Annotated in this window: 26 protein-coding genes; 7 read left to right on the top strand and 19 right to left on the bottom strand. The window is 63.8% G+C overall.

Translation table 11 applies throughout. The features are described from left to right. Position 1 precedes the first annotated feature (1 nt). Positions 2-925: an AraC family transcriptional regulator gene (locus G9X64_RS05790; protein WP_171376153.1), complete on the top strand. Its 924-nt coding sequence runs from the start codon at positions 2-4 to the stop codon at positions 923-925. 120 nt (positions 926-1,045) lie between these two features. Here G9X64_RS05790 and G9X64_RS05785 read toward each other — a convergent pair whose 3' ends face one another. Both G9X64_RS05785 and G9X64_RS05780 read right to left on the bottom strand, forming a co-directional pair. Further along, the gene (locus tag G9X64_RS05785; protein WP_171376152.1) at positions 1,046-1,861 is read right to left on the bottom strand and encodes an NAD-dependent epimerase/dehydratase family protein; all 816 of its coding nucleotides are present in this window, start codon (positions 1,859-1,861) and stop codon (positions 1,046-1,048) included. Beyond that, entirely contained in the window at positions 1,858-2,238 is a 381-nt protein-coding gene (locus G9X64_RS05780) for a MarR family winged helix-turn-helix transcriptional regulator (protein WP_376766385.1), read from the bottom strand. Before G9X64_RS05780 ends, G9X64_RS05785 begins: the two co-directional genes overlap by 4 nt. A 484-nt stretch (positions 2,239-2,722) precedes the next feature. Here G9X64_RS05780 and G9X64_RS05775 point away from each other — a divergent pair, with 484 nt between their 5' ends. From G9X64_RS05775 to G9X64_RS05755, 5 genes are all read left to right on the top strand, one after another. Further along, complete coding sequence (locus G9X64_RS05775; RefSeq protein WP_171376150.1) at positions 2,723-3,193, top strand: DUF2147 domain-containing protein; 471 nt, start codon at positions 2,723-2,725, stop codon at positions 3,191-3,193. A 172-nt stretch (positions 3,194-3,365) separates the two neighbouring features. After that, positions 3,366-4,133, top strand: coding sequence for a DUF2306 domain-containing protein (locus G9X64_RS05770; RefSeq protein WP_312864027.1), 768 nt, complete (start codon positions 3,366-3,368; stop codon positions 4,131-4,133). A gap of 254 nt (positions 4,134-4,387) precedes the next feature. After that, on the top strand, positions 4,388-5,335 hold the full coding sequence (locus G9X64_RS05765; RefSeq protein ID WP_171376210.1) for an SDR family oxidoreductase: 948 nt from the start codon (positions 4,388-4,390) through the stop codon (positions 5,333-5,335). A gap of 199 nt (positions 5,336-5,534) precedes the next feature. Further along, a complete protein-coding gene (locus tag G9X64_RS05760; RefSeq protein WP_171376148.1) occupies positions 5,535-6,449 on the top strand; it encodes an SDR family oxidoreductase in 915 nt (304 codons plus the stop codon). A gap of 198 nt (positions 6,450-6,647) precedes the next feature. After that, on the top strand, positions 6,648-7,562 hold the full coding sequence (locus G9X64_RS05755) for a LysR family transcriptional regulator (RefSeq protein ID WP_171376147.1): 915 nt from the start codon (positions 6,648-6,650) through the stop codon (positions 7,560-7,562). A gap of 130 nt (positions 7,563-7,692) precedes the next feature. Here the strand turns inward: G9X64_RS05755 and G9X64_RS05750 are convergent, their stop codons facing one another. The 14 genes from G9X64_RS05750 to G9X64_RS05685 all read right to left on the bottom strand — a co-directional run bounded on the left by G9X64_RS05750 (position 7,693) and on the right by G9X64_RS05685 (position 20,061). Then, positions 7,693-7,911, bottom strand: a complete 219-nt coding sequence (locus G9X64_RS05750) for a DUF2274 domain-containing protein (protein WP_171376146.1) — start codon at positions 7,909-7,911, stop codon at positions 7,693-7,695. Next, positions 7,911-9,137 carry a TraB/TrbI/VirB10 family type IV secretion system protein gene (locus G9X64_RS05745; RefSeq protein WP_171376145.1) on the bottom strand — a complete coding sequence of 409 codons (1,227 nt, stop codon included), beginning with the start codon at positions 9,135-9,137 and terminating at the stop codon, positions 7,911-7,913. Before G9X64_RS05745 ends, G9X64_RS05750 begins: the two co-directional genes overlap by 1 nt. Next, the gene (trbG, locus tag G9X64_RS05740; protein ID WP_171376144.1) at positions 9,134-10,183 is read right to left on the bottom strand and encodes a P-type conjugative transfer protein TrbG; all 1,050 of its coding nucleotides are present in this window, start codon (positions 10,181-10,183) and stop codon (positions 9,134-9,136) included. The genes G9X64_RS05745 and trbG overlap by 4 nt, the downstream gene beginning before the upstream one ends. Next, positions 10,180-10,863: a conjugal transfer protein TrbF gene (gene trbF, locus G9X64_RS05735; RefSeq protein WP_171376143.1), complete on the bottom strand. Its 684-nt coding sequence runs from the start codon at positions 10,861-10,863 to the stop codon at positions 10,180-10,182. The genes trbG and trbF overlap by 4 nt, the downstream gene beginning before the upstream one ends. Then, positions 10,863-12,230: a P-type conjugative transfer protein TrbL gene (gene trbL / locus G9X64_RS05730; protein ID WP_171376142.1), complete on the bottom strand. Its 1,368-nt coding sequence runs from the start codon at positions 12,228-12,230 to the stop codon at positions 10,863-10,865. The genes trbF and trbL overlap by 1 nt, the downstream gene beginning before the upstream one ends. 4 nt (positions 12,231-12,234) lie before the next feature. Then, on the bottom strand, positions 12,235-12,597 hold the full coding sequence (trbK-alt, locus tag G9X64_RS05725; RefSeq protein ID WP_171376141.1) for a putative entry exclusion protein TrbK-alt: 363 nt from the start codon (positions 12,595-12,597) through the stop codon (positions 12,235-12,237). 12 nt (positions 12,598-12,609) lie between these two features. Next, the gene (gene trbJ / locus G9X64_RS05720; RefSeq protein WP_171376140.1) at positions 12,610-13,380 is read right to left on the bottom strand and encodes a P-type conjugative transfer protein TrbJ; all 771 of its coding nucleotides are present in this window, start codon (positions 13,378-13,380) and stop codon (positions 12,610-12,612) included. Continuing rightward, positions 13,377-15,815 (bottom strand): conjugal transfer protein TrbE, encoded by a 2,439-nt coding sequence (gene trbE / locus G9X64_RS05715; RefSeq protein WP_171376139.1) that lies wholly within the window; start codon positions 15,813-15,815, stop codon positions 13,377-13,379. Before trbE ends, trbJ begins: the two co-directional genes overlap by 4 nt. Positions 15,816-15,828: 13 nt before the next feature. After that, positions 15,829-16,110, bottom strand: a complete 282-nt coding sequence (locus G9X64_RS05710; protein WP_171376138.1) for a VirB3 family type IV secretion system protein — start codon at positions 16,108-16,110, stop codon at positions 15,829-15,831. Next, positions 16,110-16,442, bottom strand: a complete 333-nt coding sequence (locus tag G9X64_RS05705; protein ID WP_171376137.1) for a TrbC/VirB2 family type IV secretion system protein — start codon at positions 16,440-16,442, stop codon at positions 16,110-16,112. Before G9X64_RS05705 ends, G9X64_RS05710 begins: the two co-directional genes overlap by 1 nt. Then, positions 16,439-17,422 (bottom strand): P-type conjugative transfer ATPase TrbB, encoded by a 984-nt coding sequence (gene trbB / locus G9X64_RS05700; RefSeq protein ID WP_171376136.1) that lies wholly within the window; start codon positions 17,420-17,422, stop codon positions 16,439-16,441. The genes G9X64_RS05705 and trbB overlap by 4 nt, the downstream gene beginning before the upstream one ends. Before the next feature lie 332 nt (positions 17,423-17,754). Continuing rightward, positions 17,755-18,276, bottom strand: a complete 522-nt coding sequence (locus G9X64_RS05695) for a DUF1097 domain-containing protein (protein ID WP_171376135.1) — start codon at positions 18,274-18,276, stop codon at positions 17,755-17,757. 105 nt (positions 18,277-18,381) lie between these two features. Beyond that, a complete protein-coding gene (locus G9X64_RS05690) occupies positions 18,382-19,137 on the bottom strand; it encodes an SDR family oxidoreductase (protein ID WP_171376134.1) in 756 nt (251 codons plus the stop codon). A gap of 15 nt (positions 19,138-19,152) precedes the next feature. Beyond that, the gene (locus G9X64_RS05685; RefSeq protein ID WP_171376133.1) at positions 19,153-20,061 is read right to left on the bottom strand and encodes an NmrA family NAD(P)-binding protein; all 909 of its coding nucleotides are present in this window, start codon (positions 20,059-20,061) and stop codon (positions 19,153-19,155) included. Positions 20,062-20,228: 167 nt separating this feature from the next. Between G9X64_RS05685 and G9X64_RS05680 the strand changes: the two genes are divergently transcribed. Further along, positions 20,229-21,299 (top strand): AraC family transcriptional regulator, encoded by a 1,071-nt coding sequence (locus G9X64_RS05680; protein WP_171376132.1) that lies wholly within the window; start codon positions 20,229-20,231, stop codon positions 21,297-21,299. On the opposite strand, the gene G9X64_RS05675 is transcribed toward G9X64_RS05680, so the two are convergent. From G9X64_RS05675 to G9X64_RS05665, 3 genes are read right to left on the bottom strand one after another with little or no spacing between them, the layout of a single operon-like run. Beyond that, positions 21,296-23,497: a xanthine dehydrogenase family protein molybdopterin-binding subunit gene (locus G9X64_RS05675; RefSeq protein ID WP_171376131.1), complete on the bottom strand. Its 2,202-nt coding sequence runs from the start codon at positions 23,495-23,497 to the stop codon at positions 21,296-21,298. The genes G9X64_RS05680 and G9X64_RS05675 overlap by 4 nt on opposite strands. Before the next feature lie 32 nt (positions 23,498-23,529). After that, positions 23,530-24,222 carry an Isoquinoline 1-oxidoreductase subunit gene (locus G9X64_RS05670; protein ID WP_171376130.1) on the bottom strand — a complete coding sequence of 231 codons (693 nt, stop codon included), beginning with the start codon at positions 24,220-24,222 and terminating at the stop codon, positions 23,530-23,532. After that, entirely contained in the window at positions 24,219-24,686 is a 468-nt protein-coding gene (locus tag G9X64_RS05665) for a (2Fe-2S)-binding protein (RefSeq protein WP_171376129.1), read from the bottom strand. The genes G9X64_RS05670 and G9X64_RS05665 overlap by 4 nt, the downstream gene beginning before the upstream one ends. Between the last annotated feature and the right edge of the window lie 4 nt (positions 24,687-24,690).

The raw sequence follows: 24,690 nt of genomic DNA, 5'->3' as shown, positions 1-24,690 counted from the left end.
CGTGTCGTCATCGCTGCTTGACGGGATCACCGCATACATCGAAAGCCAGGGCGGCGGTGAAGGCCTATTTCCGACGCAGATAGAGAACGTCAACATCATCCGTTCCTACCAGCAGCGGATGCCTATGCGGCAGATCTATCGTCCGTCGCTCTGCGTGGTGGCTCAGGGCGCAAAGGAAATTCTCTTCGGCGAAGAGACGCTTCGCTATGGCGCCATGGAATGCCTGGTCGTCAGCATGGAAATGCCGGCCAGCGGGCGGGTTGTCGAGGCAAGTGAGCAGACACCCTATATCGGTGTTACCATCGATCTCGACGTGAACATGCTGCGCGAGGTGTTGGAGCAGTTGGAGACGCCACCGGTTTCGCCTGCCACGCCCGGTCCATCCGTGTTCGTCGGAAAGGTTGACGAACCTTTGGCGGAATGCGTGCTGCGCCTGATCCGGATGTCCCAGACACCGAAGGCAATTCCGATCCTCTACCCATCTGTCATGCGGGAGATCTGCTATTGGCTTCTGACCGGCCCGCACGGCGCCGAGCTCTGCAGCCTGGCCGTGCCGGAATCGAATTTCATGCGGGTTGCCAAGGCCATCTATTTCCTGCGCGCAAATTTCGCCCAGACGCTGCGTGTAGAACAAATGGCAGAGGTGGCGCGCATGAGTCCGTCATCGTTTCACCAGCATTTCAAGCAGCTCACCTCGGTGACACCGCTTCAGTTCCAGAAGCAGTTGCGCCTCCTCGAGTCGCGACGCCTGATGGTCGCGGACGCTGCAAGCGTCGAGGAAGCCGCCTACAAGGTCGGCTACGAAAGCGCTTCGCAGTTCAGCCGCGAATATTCTCGGATGTTCGGCGTTGCCCCAAAGCAGGACGCGCTGAACCACCAGCGCATGTATAGCCAGTACGCCAGCCGCAAGGCGCGAACAGCCTAGACACCGTTTGCAGCAGGTCGCTCCTTGCCGCCTCGGTTCGGAGCGGCCGTCCTGATATGAAGGAATGCCATTGTGAGTGGCGCGGATATGCCTCGGGCCGTCAGATGCCGACCGGCGGCGTCACATCAGGTTTTCCTGCATTGCCTGATAAACGGTCCTCACGATTGGCCGAAAACCAACACTGCGAGCGAGCGAGACATCCATGTGCAGGCGCCAGGGATTGCCGAGCGGCGCTGAGGACGGTTCCATTGTGCCGCCGACCAGGGCGACGAGCTCGTAGATCGAGGTCGGCGCCTCATCAGCGATATTGACGATGCGCCCATCCATCGTGCCGGTCAGGGCGAGGTTCATGGCGGTGGCGATGTCGAGATGATGTATGAGGCTCATCCTCTGGGCAGGATGCATTTTGAAGTTTGTGACCAATCGCGGCAACTCTTCGAGATGTCCGTCCTTATCGCCATAAACGAAGCCGAACCGCTGGATCGCCCAGTTTAGCCCGCTTTCACGTAGCGCGTTCTCGGCGGCGAGCTTGCTGGCCGGATAGGCTTGTTGCGGGTTGGCCGCATCGTCCTCACGGCCAGGGCGCGGGCTGTCCGCGTCATAAACATTGGACGTGCTTGCCATGATGAAACGTGCCTCGGGCGCACGCGCCTTTGCCGCGGCGATAAGGTTGCGCGTGCCTTCGAGGTTGCTCTTCCAGATAAGATCGGTGTCGGAGGTGCGGAAAACCGCAGCAAGATGGATGATCGCCGAAACGCCCTCCACCGCCCGCATGACGGACGCGGGATCGAGTAGGTCCGCTTCTGCCGCGCTGACGCCGGGGGGCGCCTGCTTCGCGCCGCGCATCAGGACACGGCAATTCACCGCTGCGTCGACAAGGCGCGGAAGAAGGCGGGCTCCGACGAGCCCTGTTGCGCCGGTTACCAAGACTGTCATGACGCTGTTCCTTTCTGTAGCAGGTTTTCGAGACGCTCCGTTGCGGTCTGAAGAACCCGGACCGCGACCGCGACGTCGGCCTCGTCGATGCCGTCGAACGCGACCGAGCGGATGAATGAGAGATCGGGCAGCTCGCCCCACAACTTGGCGCCGGTGGCGGTAATGCGTAGAAGCTTCTGGCGCTGATCAACCCGGTCGGGCTCTTGCTCCACGAGACCCTTGCGCACGAGGGTCGCGACGATGCCGGTCATTGTGGCGCGTTCGATCGTAAGCAACCGCACGAGATCACGTTGCATGGTCGGTCCGGCAGTTGCGAGCTGGTAGAGCACGTACCACTGCACGGATCCGAGATCGTAAGGACGCAGGGCAGAGTCCATGACCGCCCGTCCGGCAAAGTAGCATCGCTTTGTCCAGGCTCCGATACGGTCGCGACCTGTATCTTTCCGCTCCCGATCCACCAACGCAGGCTCCAATCTTGCTAGCTACCTAGCAAATATGTGAGGTACCAAATAAATGTCAAGGGGGATCCGCTTTGCTTAGATCACTGGCGGGAGGAGAGGAGGCAGCATTGGCAGATCGAACGAAGGCCAGTTTCCTCGCCTCTTCACGAACTGCTGAGCGAGCTGGGATGACCCATCCTCGCTTTGCTCAACTGTAGGATCAGGCAGGAAATTTGAGCTTCTGGGCATTCGGCGCCGCGCCGCGAGCGTGTAGTTTCAAGGGCGCAATGTCAGTTGTCCGGATGGTTCCAAGACCGAGCTCCTTTTGAGGAGAGCCGCTGGATCATTGGCATCCACAGCGTCTGGCGCGCGACGACTCTCTTGTCGATGTCCGCCTCAAACCGTAAAAAGGAAGCATGGAATGGTGAAATCACTAGTGGGCCCGTTGCTGGCCGCAGTGCTCTCGGCAGGAATGACAGGTCTCCCGGCTGGAGAGGCTTTCGCACAGACGTATTCGCCGGATCAGATTGTCGGCGTCTGGGAATCCGATGACGGCAACCTCAAACTCGAGATGTTTGACGCCGGAGGAAGCTATGCGGCCCGGGTCCTCCACGGAAAGCTTTTGATGGAGGCTGACGGCAAGACCTTCAAGAAGGATACCCTCAATCCGGATCCGAAGCTCAGAAGCCGTTCGCTGGAACGAGCCGTCCTTGTGACCAACCTCAAGTGGGATCCAGCTGACGATCGCTGGGAAGGCGGAAATTTCTACAGCGGAGCGACCGGTCGGACCCATTCAGCACAAGCAACGCTCGTGAGCGGAAAACTGGAGCTTCGCGCCTATATGGGCACCGCCCTTCTCGGTCGGACCATGGTGCTTCGCCGCGCGCAATGAAACCGGGCGAAGGTACCAGGGGGACAGCCATGCCTTTGAAGAGGAGCGCGCAATGGGTGTGCGATCTAACACAATCACCATAGCGGGCAGTTCCCCGACCATAGCTCGGCAACTCGCCAGGCAGAGCGGAGCCTCTCATGGTGCTGCATTGCGCTGGAGCGCTCGGCTGCTCGTGGCCGCGAGTTGGATCAGCGGCGCCATCTTCGCCACCTATATCATCGCCTTCTTCGGAGGAACGGCCTTGAGCGGTGCCGGTGAGCAATGGAACGAATCCCTTCCCGACTTGTACGATGGCCGCGCGTTGCTTCCCACGGCAGCCATCGGTGCACATTTCATGGCTGGGGGCGTGCTCCTGTTGCTCGGGCCTGTTCAGCTGATAGGGAGCGTGCGCCGCAGCGTTCCCGCCCTCCATCGCTGGTTGGGCCGAACCTACGTCTTTTGCGCCGGCGTGGCCGGGCTGGGTGGGCTTGGCTTCATACTAGGAAGAGGCACGATCGGTGGGCCACTGATGGATACGGGCTTTGGCATCTACGGCGCGTTGATGGTGCTCTGCGCCGCGATGGCCTATGCCCGAGCCCGGGCCGGCAGTTTCGATCAGCACCGTGCCTGGGCGATCAGGCTTTTCGCGCTGACGGTCGGCTCCTGGCTGTACCGGATGGAATATGGCGCCTGGTTCCTATTGAGCGGCGGTGTCGGAATCGGACCCGGCTTTACCGGTTGGTTCGACGCGATCATGATCTTCTTTTTCTATGTCCCCAATCTCATCGTCGCCGAACTGTTTATCCGGGTGTGCCGCCAGAATCGCGGACGGGTTATTCACTTTGGAGCAGCAACGGTGCTCCTGGCTGCAAGCGTCTTCATTCTCTTCGCGACGTGGAACTTCACCGTCCGCAGTTGGGGCCCGAGGATGATCAGCGGCGTCACGGAAGCGTGGCTTTAGGCATCCATCAGGCGATATCGCAGTTGCAGATGATCGGCCTCGTGCGAATCCTAAGCACGGCCGAAGCTGGGCGATGGCTTGCCTCCGACATCCCGTCATGAACCGCACCAATGCAGGATCAGACATGATTTTTGCGGGTTCCGGCATGGAGGTCTGCCGTGCCCCGGGCATGCTGGCAATGAAGAAGAAAGGCGGGCTTGGAAACCATCATTAGTCGAAGGCTCCGCCCAGCGTTAGAGAAGGCAGAACGATTGATGTCAAAGTGGACATTCCGGAACATTCCATCACAGCGCGGCCGCTCAGCGGTCGTCACCGGCACCGGTGGGCTGGGTTTCGAGACCGCGCTCGCCCTGGCGGGCGCGGGCGGGAGTGTCGTGATAGCCGGGCGCAATCCCGATAAGGGCGCTAAAGCGGTCGAGGCGATCAGAGAAACTGTCCCTGGCGCGCAGGTGCGGTTCGGCAAGGCGGATTTCGCAAATCTTGCTTCGATCGCGGAATTTGCCGCCCAGCTCGTACAGGAGCAAGATAGCGTCGAGCTCTTGGTGAACAACGCGGGCGTCATGAGAACGCCGGAGCGTCGCGAGACCAGCGACGGCTTCGAGCTCCAGTTGGGCACGAATTATCTCGGTCATTTCGCTCTTACCGCCCATCTGCTGCCGCTCCTGAAGAGGGCGAAAAAGCCGCGCGTCGTGACCCTGGGCAGTGTGGCAGCACGGTGGGGAGCGATTAACTTCGACGACCTGCAAGCCGAGCGTGGTTACAAGCCGATGCAGGTCTACAGCCAGTCGAAGCTTGCCTGCATCATGTTCGCCTTCGAGTTGAGCCGACGCAGCGAGGCGGCCGGATGGGGCGTGCAGAGTCTGGCGGCGCATCCCGGTATCTCACGCACCGACCTCATTCCGAACGGACCCGGCTGGTCGAGCTTACCTGGTTTCGCGCGACGCTATCTATGGTTTCTCTACCAGCCTGCATGGCAGGGCGCCTTGCCCACGCTCTTTGCTGCGACAGATCCGGAAGCGCGGAACGGCGGCTATTACGGCCCTGACAGGCTGGCTGGGACGCGGGGCTATCCGGCCGCGGAGAAACCTCCTTTCCAGGCACTGGACACAGCCGCCGCAGCTCGCCTCTGGGAGACCTCGCTGGAACTGACCAACGTGAACATAGATGTAGCACGCCCGCAGGCTTTGATCGCGCCAACATAGGCGCACCAAGTTCGGCATCCACTCCCGTCAGATACTCCTCGCATGCGGAACGAATGTAGAAATAGGCACGTTTTTTGCCGGTTCGGGCATGGTAGCTTGGAGCCGTAGCCATTCTATTGAGGAACGTGAAAAGCGAGCGCGTTGAGACAACCCTTCCGAGACGTCTCGCTGAAGTTTCGAGAAGGCGTGGACCTCATAAATGACCAAATGGACGACAAGTAACATTCCACCGCAACACGGCCGTACAGCGGTCGTCACGGGCACTGGAGGATTGGGCTACGAAGACGCCCTGGCCTTGGCTCGAGCCGGTGCAAGTGTCGTGATCGCCGGGCGGAACCCGCGCAAGGGCGCTGAAGCTGTGGCAGCGATCAAGCAAGCTGTTCCAGGCGGACAAGTGCGGTTCGGGGAGGTGGATCTTGCCAACCTCGCTTCTATCGCGGCGTTCACCGAGCAACTCGCGCAGGAGCAGGACAGCCTCGATCTCCTGATCAACAATGCCGGCGTTATGACGCCGCCGACGCGTCGCGAGACCGCCGACGGCTTCGAGCTGCAGTTCGGCACCAACTATCTCGGCCATTTCGCTCTTACCCGGCATTTGCTGCCGCTGCTGAAGGAGGGCCGGAATTCGCGGGTCGTGACCCTCGGCAGCATTGCGGCGCGGCAAGGCGCGATCAACTTCAACGACCTGCAAGCCGAGCGCGGCTACAAACCGGGGCCGGTCTACAGCCAGTCTAAGCTCGCTTGCATAATGTTTGCGTTTGAGCTGAGCCGGCGCAGCAAAGCGGCCGGATGGGGCGTCGAGAGCCTTGCGGCACATCCCGGCGTCTCGCGCACTGATCTGCTTCCGAACGGAGCGGGGAAGACGAGCGCAGCCGGGATGGCGCGCCGCTTCTTGCCATTTCTGTTTCAGCCCGTGTGGCAGGGCGCACTGCCCACGCTTTATGCAGCGACCGATCCGGCAGCGCGCGACGGCGCCTACTACGGACCTGACAGGCTGGGAGGGACGCGTGGCTATCCGACCGAGGAGAAGCCTCCCAAGCAGGCGCTCGATACCGCCGTTGCCGCCCGTCTGTGGGAGACATCCTTGCAGCTCACGAACGTTACCCTCGCGTGAGACCTTTGGGATGGGCACCTCTTTGAAGCCTGCCGCCAATACCGACGAAGCCGGCCCGGTCACACCCGAACCGCTGAACTGACGGGGTGCCCAAATGAGCCGCCGTCCGTACGAAAGTCTGCATATTGGCTCCAGAGCGCGGGTTCGCCCCAGCGATGCGCCGCTGATCGGCGTCGTCGACCGCGACGAGCCGCGGCCATGAGGAACGCGCTTCGACAACTGCGATACCTGTCAGTCGCCGCGCAAGTAGGGAGCTTCAGGCGCGCAGCGGAAATGTGCGATGTCGATCAATCAAGTGTCAGCCGCGCGCTGAAGCAACTGGAAGATGACCTCGGCGTGTCATTGTTCGAGCGGGCACGCAGTGGGGTGCGGCTGACCCCGGCGGGGCGGCACTTCTTGGCTGATGTCTCGCCCGTGATCGAGCAGCTTGAATCCGCAAGACGCTCTGCCCGCACAACGCGGGCGGCTGAGTCAGGCTTGTTACGCATTGGCATACTGACCTCGCTGGCAGGCGGATTTCTGCGAGAACTCGTTCAAAGCTATGCGGAACGCCATCCCTGCGTGATCATTGACGTTCGTGACGGCGGCCGACTGGAGCATCTCGCAGCGGTGAGGACCGGTCGATTGGATGCCGCCATCGTTACAGGTTCGGGAGCGATACCTGGCTGTGAGACACGGGAGCTGTGGCGCGAGCGCGTCCATGTCGCATTGCCGGAAAGCCATCCGCTGGCTGAAAAACACAAGCTCGATTGGCCCGACCTCAAAGAGGAGCACTTCCTCGTGAGCCGTGGAGAACCGGGGCCCGAGGTTCATCACTATATTGTTCGGCGATCCGCCGATTACAGCAACTACCCCTATATCGAAGAGAAGGCGGCGCTGCAGGACACGCTTATGAACCTCGTCAGCCTTGGCCAAGGCATCACCCTGGTCTCGGCGGCATGGGCCGCTGTCAAGGTGCCGGGGTTGGTGCTACGGCCGTTGACCGCTCGCGCCGACATCGTACCGTTCAGCGCAGTCTGGTTGTACGAAAACGACAATCCGGCGTTTCACAAGTTCCTTCAGACAGGGGAGCAACTTGCAAGCTCAACAGCGCGTCGGCGAGAACATACATAGTTTCGACGAGTCGGCTCGCTTTCTGATATTCAAGTCTTACACTGGTGTCGGACGGCCATGCCAACCTCTCGTCGCGGAGACGATGCAAGGTCTTGCGCAACGGCCGTGATTGCAGGGTCTGCCTGTTCGCTCAGGACGAGCGGCGCGCCTTCGCAAAACCTCGATCGGTGGCGATAAAGCGTTGCACCATTGGCGCGATCAGCTTTGCCGGGTCGGCCACCGCCTGGCCGGTCTCACGTGACAGTATTTCGGCATAGGCGATAAGATCGCGGTGTAACGATGGCGGCAGTTCCACTGTCACCTTGACCGGCTTGTCATCCGTAATCGGGCCGAGCTTCAGCTTTGTCATCAGGAGGCTCCGTAGCGTTCGAGCACCAAATCTCGCGTGACGATCACGCGGACGGGAAAGCCCGGGCGGATGGTGAGCGTCGGGGCGATGTTGAGCTGGCGCCGGACGATCTGCTGGCCGGCGTCGTTGATCGTGTCTTGCCCGCCGTCACGGATTGCCTGGATCAGACGGTCGTCATTGTCCACGGCGAGTTCTGCACCGACGCTGAGCAGCGTCGAGAGGCCCGCCGCCTTGGCTAGATCCCACCAATGGTAGTCGACGCCGTCCTGAAGCCCGGCGAACCCTTCCGCGTCCGCGCCTGGTTGACGCTCGAGCACGATTGAGCGACCGTTCGGGAAGATCAGCCGGTTCCAAACTAGAAGCACGCGGCTCTGCCCGAACTGGACGTTGTTGTCGTACTGGCCGATTACCCGCGTGCCCTGAGGCACGAGCAGGATGCGCCCCGTCGGGCTGTCATAGATATTTTCAGTCACGTGAGCTGTGATCTGGCCGGGGAGATCCGAACGGATGCCGGTGATCAGAGCCGCCGAGATAACGGCGCCTGCCTGGAGGATGTTCGGCGATGCGGGCGCGGCGACGCGGTCCGGCGCGACGGTGCGCCGATCGGCGGCGGCGTTGAGGAAGGCGTTTTGCCGATCCTGCGCCGTCGGCGTCGTTGGCGGCGGGGCCAGCCCGAGACTGGTTAGATCGGGCGTCGGTAGCACACCGGGCGTTGCCTGGGACGGTGTCATCGTCGCCGTCCGGGTTTCGGTGGCGGCGAACAAACGCGCCGTGCGTGCCGATTCAAGCTCCTGAATGCGCCGCTGCTCTTCCGGACTGGGGCCGGGGCTCGGGGTGGCCATGCCGGGTGTCGGCACGGGTTGGCCGCGATTCTGTGCGCCAAGGATGGGGCGACCAAGGTCGCCCGGAAGCGGCGGGCCAAGCTGAGGCACGCCGCTATAGTCGCGCGGCAAACCGGCGATGCCATCGGCTGTCGAGCGGTTCTCGGTCGAATAGAGTTCCTCGTTCGGCCGACCGCCATCGCGGGTCTGTAGGGCATAGATGAGCGCACCGCCGATCCCGACACTCGCGACCAGGCCGAGACCCGCCAGCACCTTGCGCGACACTCGGGTGACGCGCGGCGGTTCGGTGCGCAGCCGCATCGGCGCGGGACCGACGGGCTCGCCTGTCAACGGCCGAGCCTCCTCGTCCGGCCCTTCCTCTTTCCGGGGCTCCGTCTCGCTCACGACGCTGGCCTCCCATCGCTGCGCACGATGCGGACGCGCTTCTGGCGGTCGCCGGAGCCGAACCGCAACTCGGCGGCGGCGAAGAGCCGATCGACGATCATGTGATGGCCGCGCACCCGGTAGTTCACCAGCTCCGAGGTGTTGCCCTCCGGGCCGACCACGAATAGTGGCGGCATTTCTCCCTGGCCAATACCGCGTGGGAATTCGATGAAGACCTGGCGGCCGTCGTCGAAGGCGCGCAGCGGCCGCCACGGCGCGCGGTCGCCGTTGATCGCGTAGCGGAAGTTGACGTTGGCGAGGTCGACGCCGGATGCGACCGGCTGCGCGGCCTCAGCCTGTTGGTTCTGGCGGCGCAGCGCGATGAGCTGGTCCTGCGGGTACTGCCAGGAGACCGAGGCCATGTAGGTCCGCTCGGTCGACCGCAGCTCCATGTGATAGGTGCGCAGGTTGGTGTTGATGACGAGGTTGGTCATCAAATCCGGCCGGGTCGGCTTCACCAGGATATGGATCTGAAGCGTCGGCCCGGCGCCGCTCTGTGTGTCGCCGATGATCCAGCGCACCGTGTCGCCAGCGGCGACGGGACCCGAGCCAACGAGCTGCTCGCCCGGCTGCAACGCGATGTCCGTGATCTGCCCGACGGCGGTGTAGACTTGGTAGAGTGCGCCCTGAGTGAAGGGGTAGACCTGCATCGAGTTGATGAAGCCGTTGCGCACGGGCTGGATGCGCGCGGCGGCGTTGGCCTGGTTGACGCGCGCCATCGGGTCGGTCGGCTCGGGTGTCGATCGGGACGGTTCGACGCGTTGCATCTGGCCAGGCAGCGGAAGCGGTCGCGGAATCTCGACCACGGTGACTGGCGCCGGTGGGTCGACGGTCTGCACGGCGGGCGCGGCAGCATCGTAGGAGATTCCCGGCGGCGGCGTGCTGGTGGCGCAGCCGGCAAGCGCGGACGTCGCCAGCAGCAGGAGCGGCAGTGCGCCTCGGCGCAAAGCCGGAGCTGAGGAATTGTGTGAAGCCGGGTTTCCGGCTTTACGGAAAGACGGCTTCATTGCTCAAGCTCCCGTGACCAGTTGATGGCGTTGACGTAGATGCCGAGCGGGTTCGCCCTGAGCCGATCGGCGTTGCGCGGGACCTGCACGACGATTGTCAGGATCGCGGTCCAGCGCTCGGTCGTGGCGAGTTGGCCGTTCTCGTAGCGGCGCTCGACCCAAGCGACGCGGAAACTGTCTGGAGACGCGCGGATGACGCTCGAGACTTCAACGGCGATCTGCTGGCGGCCGACCTTGGTGAACGGGTCGTTTGCCCGCGCATAGTCGTTGAGCGCCGCCGCGCCGCGGTCGGTTGTGAAGTCGTAGGCGCGCAGCCAGTTCTGCCGCACGATGATGGCGTCGGCCGGAATCGAGCGGACCTGCTCGATGAACCCCGCCAGGTGGAAGGCGATCTGCGGATCGGTCGGGCGATAGTCGGCGACGGCAGGCGCCACGGCTTGGGCCTGGCCGAGCCGGTCGACCTGCACCACCCAGGGGACGATCGTGCCGCGCGCCGATTGCCAGACCAGCGCGGTGGCGAAGGCGGCCGAGAGAACTAGCGAGCCGAAGGCCATCAGCCGCCAGTTCTTCGCCTGGACGCGCGACGCGCCGATCCGTTCGTCCCAGACCTGCGCGGCGCGTTGATAGGGCGTCTCAGGCTCGGGGGATTTTCCATAGTGGGTGGAGAGTCGTTTAAACATCAGCGGTCGCCTTCGGAGAGATTGACAGAGGAGCCGCCGCCATGGGCGTCACCGGAGCGCACGGCATGGGCGGTCGCCTGGACGGCGTGGGTCATGCGTTGGGAGCGGCGCATGCGCTGCGCCCATGCGGGCGGTCCGCCCGCGGCTGCCCGAGCGGCCGAGCCGCCGCCATCGCCGGCTGCGTCGCCACCGACCGATCCCATCGTCGAGGAGCCGCCAGTGGCTTCGAACGCGGCCTTGGCGCCGGCATTGAAGCTGGAGCGCATGCTCTCTGCGGCGCGTGAGGCGGCACGGCGCAGCGGCGAAACAGCCGCGCCACCGCCGGCGCGGGCAACACCGCCGAGACCTGACGCGATGCCGCTGGCGCCTGACTGGCCGGCTGCGCCGAGGCTGTACGCAGTGGACGCGCCACCCGCCATCGCGGCGCCGCCCCGGGCCGCGGCTGCTGCGCCTCCGGCAAGTGCCGCACCGCCGGAGGCGACGGCGCCGACCGCGCCGGCTCCCGCGGCGATCATGCCGCCGGCCGCGAGACCTGTACCAACCGCCGCGCCGGCGCTGAGCTGTGGGCCGCCGGAGACGATGCCGCTGGCGATGCCAGGGCCAAAGATGCCGAGGCCGAGGAGCGACAGCGCGGCCAGGACGATGGCCATGGCTTCGTCGATCGAAGGCGTGGCGCCGCCGAAGCCGGCGGTGAATTCGGAAAACAGTGTCGAGCCGATGCCGATGATGACGGCGAGCACCAACACCTTGATGCCGGACGAGATGACGTTGCCGAGCACACGTTCGGCCATGAAGGCGGACTTGCCGAACAGGCCGAACGGAATGAGGACGAAGCCCGCGAGCGTCGTCAGCTTGAATTCGATCAGCGTGACGAAGAGCTGGATGGCGAGGATGAAGAAGGCGAGCAGCACCAGCGCCCAGGCGAGGAACATGCAGGCGATCTGGATAAAGTTCTCGAAGAACGACCAGTAACCCATCAGGCCCGAGATCGATTCCAGGAGCGGCCGCCCGGCATCGAGACCGGTCTGGGCCACCTTGCCGGGCCGCAGCAGGTCGGCGGTCGTGAAGCCGGTGCCACTGGCCTTCAGGCCCAAACCCGCGAAGCTCTCGAAGACGATCCGCGCGAGGTTATTCCAGTTGCCGATGATGTAAGCGAACACGCCGACGAACAGCGTCTTCTTCACGAGTCGGGCGGCGAAGATGTCGTCGTCGCCGCCCCAGGACCAGAAGAGCGCCGCCAGCGTCACATCGATCACGATCAGCGTCGTGGCGATGAACGCGACTTCACCGCTGAGCAGCCCGAAGCCGGAATCGATGTAGCGGGTGAAGACTTCAAGGAAGTGGTCAATGACGCCGGTGTTGCCCATGACGCTACCGCGTCTCGGCCGGCGGAGAGACCGGCGCCGGATGGGCCGGCATGGCCGGGTCCGCTTGCGGATGGGGAGCCGGCGCCGCTTCTGGCAGCCGCTCTGCCGGTCGAGCGCCCGGCGCAAGGAAGCGGTTGCGGTTCTCCGCCCAGGCACGCAGGCAGGCCGCGTCGCGCGGGCCGGCCTCTCCGAGGGCCTGGCAGCGGAACAGCTCGTCGCGTAAGGGGTCGGACGGGGCCGTGCCCGGTCGTGACGAAGCCCAGCTCTCCGCCGACTCCTCATCCCGGCTGAACTCGATCGCCGTCGCGGTGACGGCCACCGCGACGAATACCACCGCGCCAAGTCGGGCGAGGATCTTGCCGTCCATGGCCGCGCCCCCTCAGTTGCCACTGTTCGGGAACATGCGGGCGTTGCCCGCCTGATAGCCGGAGCCCGGCGTAAGGAAGCGGCGGCGCTGCTCGCGACCCTGTTCGGCGGCCGCAGCTTGTTCGGCCGATTGGAGCGCCTGCGCACGACCGTTGGCGGCCACCACGGCGGTCAGGTCTGCGAGTTGCTGCGCCTGCAGCGCGAGGAGCTGATTACCGGCTTGCGTCGCCTGCAGCGCGCCGGTCGCCCCTTGGCTGCGTCCGATCAGTGACGACATCTCGGACCGGTTGGTGTCGATATTGCCGACGACACCGGCCTGCACGCGCATGGCGTCTTGCAAGCCGCCGACGGTATTCTGCCAGCGTTCCCGGGCTCCGGCGACGAGCTGCCGATCGGACGCCGACATCGAGGCGTTGCCGTAGGTGGTCTGGAATGCCTGATCGATGTTCTGGACATCGTAGGCGATGCGCTGCGCCTGTTGCAGGAGCTGCTGGGTCCGCTGCACGGACTGCTGTAGCTGCTGGAGCGAGGAATAGGGAAGGCTTGCGAGATTGCGGGCCTGGTTGATCAGCATCGTGGCTTCGTTCTGAAGCTGGGTGATCTGCTGATTGACCTGCTGAAGGGTGCGGGCCGCCGTCAGGACGTTCTGCGCGTAATTTGTGGGATCATAGACGATGCGTCCGAACTGTGCGTGTGCGGGAGCCGCCAGGAACGGGGTCGTGGCAACGGAAGCGGTGAGCAGCGCGGCGGCAAGGCGCACGCCGCGCGAACGACGCGGGGTCATGAGGACGTCTCCATGTTGTTGAGGTTGGGGATGAGATCGGCGGCCCAGCCGAGGCCGCGCTGGCGCAGCCATGCCGCCAGGAAGTCCTCGCGCCCGTGCGCTGCGACCGTCTGCGCGATCGCAGCCTGATCGGTCTTTGAAGATGTTGCACAGAGGGCGAGCGCCACATCCGACAGGCCGAGCTCGAACAAGCGATTACCGCGGCGCGACTGGCAGTAATAGTCGCGCTTGGGCATGGCCCGGGCGAGGATCTCGATCTGCCGGTCGTTCAACCCAAAGCGGCGATATATCGCCGTGATCTGCGGCTCGATCGCGCGTTCGTTCGGCAGCAGGATGCGGGTCTGGCAGCTCTCGATGATGGCCGGCGCGATTGCCGAGCCGTCAATGTCTGAAAGCGACTGGGTGGCGAAGATGACGCTGGCGTTCTTCTTGCGCAGCGTCTTCAGCCATTCACGAATCTGGCCGGCGAAGCCCTCGTCATCGAGGGCCAGCCAGCCTTCATCGACGATCAGCAGCGTCGGCCGGCCGTCGAGACGATCCTCGATGCGATGGAAGAGATAGGCGAGCACGGCGGCCGCGGCGCCAGTCCCGATCAGTCCTTCGGTCTCGAACGCCTGAACCGAGGCTTCGCCGAGATGCTCGGCTTCGGCGTCGAGCAGCCGGCCATAGGGGCCGCCGACGCAGAACGGCCGCAGCGCCTGCTTAAGGTCGTTTGACTGCAGCAGGACCGACAGGCCCGTCAGCGTGCGCTCGCCGATCGGCGCGGAGGCGAGCGACGAGAGCGCCGACCAGAGATGCTCCTTGACCTCGGGCGTAATCGAAACGCTCTCGCGTCCCAAGATGGCGGCGAGCCAGTCCGCCGCCCAGGCGCGTTCCGCGACATCGTCAATGCGTGCCAGCGGCTGCAGCGACACGCTGTCGTCGGCACCTTCGGTGAGTCCACCGCTGAGATCGTGCCAATCGCCACGCATGGCGAGCGCCGCGGCCCGGATCGACCCACCGAAATCGAACGCAAAGACCTGGGAGCGCGCATAGCGGCGGAACTGCAGCGCCATCAGCGCCAGCAGCACGGATTTGCCGGCGCCGGTCGGGCCGACGATCAGTGTGTGACCGACGTCGCCGACGTGGATGGAAAGCCGGAACGGGGTCGAGCCTTCGGTCTTGCCGAACAGCAGTGGGGGTGCTGCGAAGTGCTCGTCCCGTTCCGGTCCCGCCCATACCGCCGACAGCGGGATCATGTGGGCGAGATTGAGCGTGTTGATGGGTGGTTGCCGGACATTGGCGTACACATGGCCGGGCAGCGACCCGAGCCAGGCGTCCACCGCGTTGATCGTCTCGGGCATGGCGGTGAAGTCGCGGCCTTGGATGACCTTCTCGACGAGGCGGAGCTTCTCGGCCGCGATTCGTGGATCCTCGTCCCAGACAGTGATCGTCGCCGTCACATAGGCTTGGCCGGCATAGTCCGCGCCGAGCTCCTGCAACGCCATGTCGGCGTCGGCGGCCTTGTTCGCCGCGTCGGTGTCGACCAGCACTGACGCCTCATTAGTCATCACCTCCTTGAGGATGGCGGCGATCGACTTGCGCTTGGCGAACCATTGCCGCCGGATCTTGGTCAGCAGCTTGGTCGCGTCGGTCTTGTCGAGGAGAACGGCGCGCGTCGACCAACGATAGGGAAAAGCCAGGCGGTTCAACTCGTCGAGGATCCCGGGCGTGGTCGCGGTGGGGAAGCCGACGATGGTGAGGATGCGGACATGTGCGTCACCGAGCCGGGGTTCGAGCCCGCCGGTGAGCGGCTGATCGGCGAGCAGTGCGTCGAGATACATGGGTGTCTCGGGCACCCGGACCCGATGCCGCTTCGTCGAGACCGTCGAATGCAGATGGGTCAGGGTCTCGCCGTCATCGAGCCAGGCGCATTCAGGCATGAAGGCGTCGATGAGCTGGAGGATGCGATCGGTGCGGTCGGCAAAACCCCGCAGGACCTCGCGTGCATCGACGCCGGCATGGTCGCGGCCCTCGTAGAGCCAGGTTTCGGCGCGCGCGGCGTCCTCGGCTGGAGGCAGATAGAGGAAGGTCAGGAAGTAGCTCGACTCGAAATGCGCGCCGGCTTCCTCGAAGTCGGCCTTGCGTTCGGCGTCGACCAGCGCGGAGGCGCTGTCGGCGAACATGCTGTCGGGATAGGTGGCGGCGCCGTGCCGCTGCGCCTCGACGAAGATCGCCCAGCCGGAGCCGAGGCGGCGGAAGGCATTGTTCAGCCGTCCCGCGACCGCGATCAGCTCGGCCGGCACGGCGCTGTCGAGATCGGGGCCGCGAAACCGGGCGGTGCGCTGCAGGCTACCATCCTTGTTGAGGACGACGCCTTCGCCGACCAGCGCGACCCAGGGGAGGAAGTCGGCGAGCCGGGTGTTGCGGTTGCGATATTCGGCAAGGTTCATCATGGCCGCGCGCCCCTCAAACCGACAGATGACTGGGGATGCGCAGATGCCTGCGCACGACGTCGATGAACTGCGGATCGCGTTTGGCGGCCCAGACGGCGGCGAAGTGACCGATCGCCCAAAGACCGAGGCCGACCAGCCAGAGGCGCAGGCCGAGGCCAAGCGCTGCCGCCAGCGTCCCGTTCAGGATAGCGATCGAGCGCGGCGCGCCGCCGAGCAGAATATGCTCGGTCAGCGCGCGATGGACCGGCACCGAAAAACCCGGCACTTCGCCTGCCGTCTCCGCGGACGTCGCCATCAGACCAGCGCTCCGCCGCCGAACGAGAAGAAGGACAGGAAGAAGCTGGACGCGGCGAAGGCGATCGACAGGCCGAAGACGATCTGGATCAGACGCCGGAAGCCGCCGGAGGTGTCGCCGAAGGCGAGCGTGAGGCCAGTCACGATGATGATGATCACCGCGACGATCTTGGCGACAGGGCCTTCGATGGATTCGAGGATGGACTGCAGCGGCGCTTCCCACGGCATGGACGAACCGGACGCGTGGGCGGCGGGCGCGAGCGCCAAGGTGAGGAAGGTGAGGGAGGCCGCCGTCGCGATATGACGGCGGATACGCATGGTATGCTGGATCATGACGGATCTCCTGTGAGGTGCTGGCTGGCGGGTATGACGCGGTAGTCGCCGTCGGGGCCGAGCCCTTCGACGCGAGCGAGTTCGGCGAGCCGGCGCGAGGCGCCGCGGCCGGAGAGCACGGCGACCAGATCGATCGTCTCGGCGATCAGGGCGCGCGGAACGGTGAGGACGGCTTCCTGGATGAGCTGCTCGAGGCGGCGGAGCGCGCCGATGGCGGTGCCGGCATGAATGGTCCCGATGCCACCCGGATGGCCGGTGCCCCAGGCCTTGAGCAGATCGAGCGCCTCAGCGCCGCGCACCTCGCCAATCGGGATACGATCAGGGCGCAGACGCAGCGAGGATCGGACGAGATCTGACAGCGTGACCACGCCGTCCTTCGTCCGCATGGCAACGAGGTTCGGGGCGGCGCATTGCAGTTCGCGCGTGTCCTCGATCAGCACCACGCGGTCGGACGTCTTTGACACCTCGGCAAGCAGCGCGTTCGTGAGCGTGGTCTTGCCGGTCGAGGTGCCGCCGGCGACCAGGATATTGCGGCGCTCGGCGACGGCGACCCGCAGCGCTTCAGCCTGGTCGTCCGCCATGATGCCGGCCGCGACATAGTTGTCGAGCGTGAACACAGCGACCGCAGGCTTGCGGATCGCGAAGGCCGGCGCGGCGACGACGGGGGGCAGAAGGCCCTCGAACCGCTCTCCCGTTTCCGGCAACTCGGCAGAGACGCGGGGGCTGCTTGGATGAACCTCGGCGCCGACATGGTGCGCGACGAGGCGAACGATGCGTTCGCCGTCGGCCGGCGACAGCCGTTCACCCGTGTCGGAGAGTCCCTCGGACAGGCGGTCGATCCAGAGCCGCCCATCAGGGTTGAGCATCACCTCGACGATCGCGGGATCTTCCAGGAATTGGGCGATCGCCGGCCCGAGGGCCGTGCGCAGCATGCGCGCGCCGCGAAGGATTGCCTCCGATTTCTGGTGAGTGGCCGCCACGTCGTCCCCGTTCTCGTGCGGGCCCGCGAAGTGCGGCCCTGGATCGGGGATAAGTAGAAGAGGCAGAAATCAGGGCATGACAACAACCGAAATGTGGTCGTCGTACTGTGGCGTACAAAGACAGGGAGATGGCGGGCCGCATAGCTCACTATGGCGGTGTGATGCTGGAGACAGCTGGGCGATCCTGGATGATTTAGTCTTGGTCAGATGAAATAATCTTGCAGGCCATCTGGGCCGCAGATGCGTTGCTTCAAAATGTGTGACTGAGCACGAGTGATCTTGTGCTCAGTCCTGTTGCGCTTGGCATTTCTTCGCGATCCGGAAGGACGAGGTTACTCGGCGAAGCGCCGGTTCAAAGCTTGGCAAGTATAGCCGGCAAATCCGCCGATCCCGGTCGCGATGGCCAGATGCATGAAGGAGGCGACGGCAAGATCGAGTTCGGCCGCGAAGTAGGTCACCATGCCGAGGAACCATGCCAGCATGTTGCCTACGATACTGTGGGTGCGCAGGCCGACGATGAGGATCGCGACGAGGAACACAACGGCAGGCAGCGCCATATGGTCGAGCAAAGGGAAGAGGGCGCCGGTCATGATATGTGAGACCGCGCCGACCGCAATACCGAGCCAGAGGCATAGCATCGCCGCCGAGCTATTCCTCACGGATGTTGGGCGGGTGAACCACGCGATGAATCCGATGAACATCACCCAGACTTCGAGGTTGAGCGCTGCGCTGAGCCACGCGGCGAAGGCCGCTACGACGGAGGCGATGACTGTCCAGAGGATGAATTTCCTGCGGTGCAGGCGGTGATTGGCCTGCGGCAGCCTTTGCGCTTCTTGAAATTGTGCACTGCTCATTGTGATGTTTCCTTTCATAAGTCTCCAGAACCCGGTCGAGACGAGGGGTGTGCGAGTCGAGCTATGCTTCGGGGTATCGATCCGACCCCGCGAACACACCGACGCCTATGCCGGGTTTAGATGCGCGTAGATTTCCGCATACGCGCCCCGCTGCTCCGCCATGCGCAGAGCCTTGACCCGCTCGACCAGGATCTCGCCGTTGGACGACGCTGGCTCCCCGAGAAGTTTGATGACTTCGGCGATATAGTCCGCGAGCGGCATGGCGGCGGGATCGCTCGCCTGCTGAGGACCCGCGAGTTCAGTCTGAACGTATGGCGGCGGAAGCTCGATGACCTCGATCGGCTTATGCCGCAGCTGGTGGCGCAGGGACTGTAGCCACGAATGGAGGAAGGCCTTGCTCGCGCAATAGGTGGGGTAGTTGGAGCGGGGTATGAAGGCGAGGCCTGAAGTGGTGGTTATAATGGTCGACGCCCGCTGCCTCGCGAGTGTCGGCAGCAGGGCCGCCGTTAGCCGCAGGACACCCACAATGTTGGTCTCGATGATCGAGAGCGATGTGTCGATGTCGATTTCATCGCCATCCAAGGCCTCGAGACGGGAAATGCCTGCGTTGTTCACGAGAACGTCGAGGTCGGGAAAAAGCGACTGAGTCTTTTCGGCTAGGCAGGCAATCGCCGCCGGATCCTGCACATCTACCTGCAGGCCATGCATCCCGGGATGCGCTGCGGTAATCTCGTCGATGAGCGCCTGGCGACGTCCAGCGATGATGACCCGGTTGCCGAGTTGATGGAACGCCTCGGCGAGCCCTCGGCCGATGCCGCTCGTCCCGCCGGTGATGAGAATTGTGTGGCCCGTCAAATGCATGGCTTGATGCTCCTGTTAATGGCGTATTGGGAAGATCGGTTCAGCCGAGCACGCGGGCTTGAGCGTGTCCTCGCACCATTGGCGGAAACTTGTCTGCGTTGAGTTGTCCGGCGTCCTCGACACTGCCAGGTCGAGGCCCTGATCCTTGGCCCAGGCCATGTCCATCATGCCCTGCGCCATCGCGTTGGACATGCCGAACTGCACGAAGCGCGCCTTGTAGGCGTCTAAGCTGATCTGCTGGTAGCTGACTGCCTTGCCGAGCACATCGGAGATGATCTCGGCCATGTCGTTGAACGAAATGTCCTTGGGTCCGAGGACGGGCACCTCGCTCTGGCCTGTCCAACTCTCATCGAGCAGCCAGCGTGCCGCGACCGCTGCGATGTCACGTGTGGCGACGCTGGGAAGCTTGAGACCGCCCGAGATCGGCAGGAAGAACTTGCCCTGATCCCTGATCGCTGCCGCCTGACGGGCTATGTTGTCCATGAAGGACGGCATGGCCAAGCCGCGGAATGCGACGCCCGTACTGGCAATCAAGTCATCCATCGCCATCGAGCCGGTGACAAAGCCCGCCTGGTCTGCGACCGGCGAACCGCGCCCGAGCGCCGTGATCGAAACAACGCGCTTGATATGGTGCTCCTTCAAAACCGCTGCCGCGGGACGGGTGAAATCGACATAGGCCGCCTTGACGGAAACGGCCTTCGGGTCGGGAGGCACGAGCCAGAATACCGCGTCGGCGCCGCTGAACGCTTCATTGACGACGCCAGGATCCCCGTGAGAGCCTTTGACGACCTCGACGCTATCTCGCACATCTTCGGCCAACTGTGATGGATCTCGCACAATCACTCGGATTGGCGCGCTCGACATGAGAAGATGTTGAATGACTTGACGGCCAATATTGCCAGTGGGGGCAGTTATAACGATCATGTTTTACTCCAGTGTTTGAAGGCGCAAGTTCGGCCGACGCGTCTCGCACCGGCTGACCAGCAAATGTGCCTCGCCAGCATTTACGTTCGGCCTCGAAATTACGCCGTTGCATTAGGACGGTCTATGCTGCATAATCCTCATTATCTTCGCAATCGTCCGAGATAGCCATGGATCCACTTTCAGACGTCCTTTCTCTGCTCAAGCCACATGCCTACGTCTCATCGGGCTTCGACGCTGGCGGCGACTGGGCTGTCCAGTTCGGCGACCAGCACAAGCTCATCAAATGTTATGCGGTCGTGTCCGGTGACTGCTGGCTCACCGTCGACGGCGTTGCCGACCCGGTGCGCCTGGTGGCTGGGGATTGCTTCGTGCTGCCGACTGGTCGCCCCTTCCGGCTTGGCAGCAGCATCGATGGCGGCGCGGTTGGGGCCGGGGAGATATTCCCGGCCGCGCGAAGGGGTGGTGTCGTCACGCTCAATGGCGGCGGCGGATTGTTTCTTGTCGGAAGCCGCTTCGGCGTGAGAGGCAATCAGGCCGATATGCTGCTGGGCATGCTTCCGCCGATCGTGCACATCCACGAACAGCCAGAGCAGGCAGCCCTGCGCTGGTCTGTCGAGCAAATGATGAAGGAACTGCGAGAAGAGCAGCCTGGCAACGCCCTGGTCGCGCAGCATTTGGCCCATATGATGCTGGTGCAGGCACTACGTGTGCATCTGGACACGGGCGGCGGAGACCGAGTCGGCTGGTTCTTCTCTCTGGCGGATAAACAGCTTGGTGCCGCGATCAAGGCAATCCATGCCGAACCCGCTTACCAATGGACCCTTCAAGAGCTTGGTACGATCGCCGGCATGTCGCGCTCGACTTTCGCGCTCAGGTTCAAGGAGCGCGTCGGGGAGCCGCCGATGCAGTACGTGGCGCGATGGCGGATGCTGCTTGCCTGCGAGAGGCTGGAAAATTCAAGCGATCCCGTCGCGACGGTTGCCGCTTGGCTCGGCTATGAGTCGGAAAGCGCGTTCAGCACGGCCTTCAAACGCGTCATGGGCTGCTCGCCCCGTCAATATGGGCGCTGGCGGAAGGTTGAGCCTGAGACAAGGTCTGTTGCCGCAAGCTTGCTGTCCCATGAGCGGCGCCCGGATACCGATAATGAGAGCCGTCGCATTCAGCACAAGATTGCTGTGGCGGCAGCGGGTGGACGACTTGCGTTGGATCAAAGACCTGCAGGATCCGCCAACAGCTAGGACTGCACGGACACGTCCGAATTGCTGCGCGCGTTTCCGTCGAGGAAGGGCAGGCGTGACGTTGGCTGCCCAGTCAATGCCAGGATCGCGTTCGCGACCGCCGGTGCAATTGGCGCTACCCCCGGCTCCCCCATACCGGTCGGTCGGCCCGTGGAGGGGATAACGTGGGTTTCGACGACCGGCATCTCGTTCATACGCACAACCAGGTATCGATCGAAATTGGTTTCCTGAACGATACCGTCCTTTAGCGTGATGGCGCCATACAGGGCAGCAGACAGACCGAAGCCGATGCTCCCCTCCATTTGCGCTGCGATCTGGTCGTGCGCGATTGCGATACCACAATCGACGACAGCAACAACGCGGCGGACGATGGGCCGGTCGTCGACCAATCGCACCTCGGCGACATGGCCAACGATCGTGCCGAAGGCTTCGTGAATGGCGAGACCCCGTGACCACCCGGTTTCGACGGCCGTGCCCCAGCCTGCCTTCAGGCAAAGCTCGTCAAGAACTGCCAGCCGTCGCCTATCCCCCACCTTCTCATAGAACACACGTCGGTATCCTGCCGGGTCGAGGCCGGCCCGCCGGGCAAGTTGATCGACGATATGCTCCATCACCAGCGCGGTATAGGAATGACCGACCGAGCGCCATAAGCCGACGACGACCGGAAAAGTTGGGGTGAAGATCTTGCCATCGACGGTCGAAGCGGTCGAGAAATAGGGCGAGTGGGTGATCCCTTCGGTTGCCAGAGAGTTCGGCCCAACGGGAAGAAGCGATTGGCAGACGCTGTGGATGCGCCAGCGCGTCGGAAACCCGTCCGGACCCAATTGAACCCACACACGGTGATGCGACATCGGCCGGAAATAGCCGGATGCTATCTCGTCCTCGCGGCTCCACATCAGCTTGACAGGGCGGCCATCGGTCCGCTTGGCGATCCGCACACATTCGACGAGATAGTCGGAGCTCAGAACGCCGCGGCGGCCGAACGACCCGCCGGCAGGCACCACTTCGATGTCGACCTTGCCGGGAATGGTGCGGGCGGCAAACGCCGCATAGACCTGGTCAACCGTCGCCAGATGCGCGCCCGATGTGATCGAGACGTCCCAGCCGTTCACCTGGGCAACACAGTCGAGTGTCTCCATCGGCGCATGCGCGAGATAGGGAAAGTCGAAGGCGAAATCCGCGACATCACCATCGAACGGGACCTCAGGATCGTCGCCCTTGGAATCGAACTCGGCCGGTTCCACATCGCTGCGTCCTGCCGCGATATCGTGATAGTAGCGGACGAGTTCGTGCGTGGAGCGCGTTTCGGCTTCGCTGTCGTCCCATTCAATGCGAAGCGCATCGCGCCCCTTCCATGCGGCAAAAGTCGTGTCGGCGACCACGGCAACGCCGGTTTCGATCGCGAAGACATCGACGACGCCCTTCACCTTGCGCGCGTCGGATGCATCGAACCGCGCCAGCGTGCCGCCGAAGCGGGGGCTATGCGCGACCATCGCGACCAGCATGTCCGGGCGTTGGATGTCCTGCGTGTAGACCTGGGCGCCCGTGCTCTTCGAAAGGCTATCCTTGCGCCGCACCTTGTCGGTGCCGATCAGCCGATAGTCCGCCGGCTGTTTAAGCATGGGCGACTCCGGCGGCGGCTGGCGCGAAGCGTCGGCGAGGAGTTCCGGGAAGGTGGCAGTGCGGCGAGAGTCGAGGTGAGATACAATGCCGTCGCGGACATCGATTGAGCCGCTCGGAACGCCCCACCGGAGAGCGGCCGCGGCCACGAACATAGTACGTGCCGCGGCACCGGCATTGCGCATCAGGTCCCAATTGGATGCAATGCCGTTTGACGCTCCTGTCATCTGCGGGCCGTAGGCGCGAAAATTGCTGCGCGAATCGACGACGCGCACTTTGTCCCAATCCGCGTCGAGCTCCTCGGCGACGATCGCGGCGAGACCGGCATGGATGCCCTGACCCAGTTCCTGCTGCCTGCTAACGATCGTTACCCAACCGTCCTCAGTAATACGGATGAAGGGTCCAAAGGCGCTGGGCTCGGGATCGCCGCCGCCGCCTTGCAGGATTGCGCCGGCGACCTGCATCGGGTTGGCTGCGATGTAGCCGACGACCAGTGCGCCGCCGATCAGCGATCCACCCAGGATTAACCGGCGGCGCGTCATCCGGAAGCGCGATTTCTGTTCGGGCAAATCCGTCATGGGTATCCTCTTGTCGGGGGTGCGCGGCCTGCTCATGGCGGGCAGGCTGCACCGGTTTCCAGCCAGGCTTTGATCAGCGCGCCGAACTCCGCCTGAGTGCCGGGCACAGGCCGCCGGTTTGCGCCCGGATGCCATGCCCAGCCGACCAGTTCGTCCTCTGTCATGTGGTGGAGTAGTTCTTGTCGTGTCATGTGCGAGCGTGCGGGATCCAGAAGTTGCCTGCAGAGATCGCCGAGCGTCTTGCCCTGCCAGGCCATCTCGATTGGAGCGAGCTTCCAATTGATATTGCCCGGCACACCGGACGCCACGAAATTTTCAGCCTGGTGGCAGGTGCTGCAGCGCAGCGTCGACGCGCCACCACCATCAACGCCGCGCGTCACCCAAGGCGTGTGGGCCCGCATGCCATCCGTCTGCGTCGGCCGATCTGTTCGCGGATGACAGTTCATGCAGCGCGGGTGCTGTATCACGCGACCCGCTTCCTCGAACAGCGCGACCGACCGCGCCCGTGGATCGGCGATCGTATCGAAGTCCGCCGCAAGGCGCAGGCGCTCGATCTCGACAGGCTGCAGCTTGGCCGCGAGGATCTGTGTCTGCGGCATGGTCCGGGGGTATAGCGCGTAGGCAAGGCCGCCCGCACCCACCACCACGATCAGCCCAAGTAACGATAAGACGCCAACCTTAAGTCGGCGACGCCAGTTCCCGAAGGTGGTTGCCTCGGAACTCATGTCGGTATACCCAACTTCGACGCCGCGTCGTGGATTGCGGCACGTATCCGGTTATAGGTCGCGCATCGACAGAGGTTGCCGCTCATGGCTAGATCGATATCGCGGTCGGTTGGTTTCTCGATGGTGCGAAGCAACGCGATCGCGCTCATCACCTGCCCGGATTGACAGAAGCCACATTGTGGGACGTCGTGCGCAACCCAGGCATTCTGGATTGCTCTCACGTCGGCGCCTTCTACACCCTCGATCGTGGTGATTCGCGCGGACGAAGCCACCTCCAGCGGGAGCGTACAGGAACGCATCGGCTCGCCATCGACATGCACCGTGCATGCGCCGCATTGCGCAGCACCGCAGCCATACTTCGTGCCGGTCAGCTTTAACGTATCGCGAAGCACCCAGAGGAGGGGAGTCTCCCCGTCATCTTCGACGTGGTGAACCTGGCCATTGACGGAGATCGCATACGGCATGAAC

Source organism: Rhizobium sophorae, from assembly GCF_013087515.1.
GTDB classification, from domain to species: Bacteria; Pseudomonadota; Alphaproteobacteria; order Rhizobiales; family Rhizobiaceae; genus Rhizobium; species Rhizobium sophorae.
Note: the sequence above shows the minus strand (reverse complement) of the source record. Positions and strands in the feature narration are given on the sequence as shown.